At 70.2% G+C, this 605-nt stretch carries 1 protein-coding gene; it reads right to left on the bottom strand.

The features are described from left to right. Window positions 1-605 (bottom strand): calcium-binding protein (locus ACKUB9_RS34380; RefSeq protein ID WP_407531196.1); only part of this gene is annotated, 605 nt, incomplete at both ends.

Genomic DNA, 605 nt, shown 5'->3' with positions numbered 1-605 from the left:
GGCGGTGCCGACCACGCGCTCGATGTTGGCGTAGGTGTCCCCCGCCGCGTCGCCGCCCGCACCGATGCCGGCGGTGAGGTCGACGCTGACGGCGGCGGCGGAGGTGGAGTAGTCGACCGTGTCGACACCCCCGTTGCCGTCCAGGGCGACCGCCTCGGCGCCGCTGACGAAGGTGTCGTTGAAGCTCGATCCCAGGAACGCCTCGATGCTGTCGAAGGTGTCGCCGGCCGCCTCGCCGACATGGACGCCGGTCCTGAAGTTCAGCGTCACGGCCACGGAGGCATTCGCGTAGCTGGCGATGTCGGTGCCGGCGCCGCCGAGGATCTGATCCGCTCCGGTCAGGCCCACCAGGGTGTCGTTGCCGAGCCCGCCGACCAGCGTGTCGTCGCCCGCGCCGCCGTTCAGGAGATCGTTGCCGGCGCCGCCATCGAGCCGGTCCGCGCCGTCGTAGGCGTAGAGGTTGTCGTTCCCCCCTCCGCCCGTGAGGACATTGTCGCTATTGTTTCCGTCCAGTCTGGCAGCGCCGGTACCGGCGTAGGTCAGGCGCTCCACAGCGGGATTGCCGAGGAGCGAATAGCTGGTCAGCGCGGTGCGGACCTCGTCGT

It is taken from the genome of Methylobacterium oryzisoli, from assembly GCF_046557895.1.
GTDB classification, from domain to species: domain Bacteria; phylum Pseudomonadota; class Alphaproteobacteria; order Rhizobiales; family Beijerinckiaceae; genus Methylobacterium; species Methylobacterium oryzisoli.
Note: the sequence above shows the minus strand (reverse complement) of the source record. Positions and strands in the feature narration are given on the sequence as shown.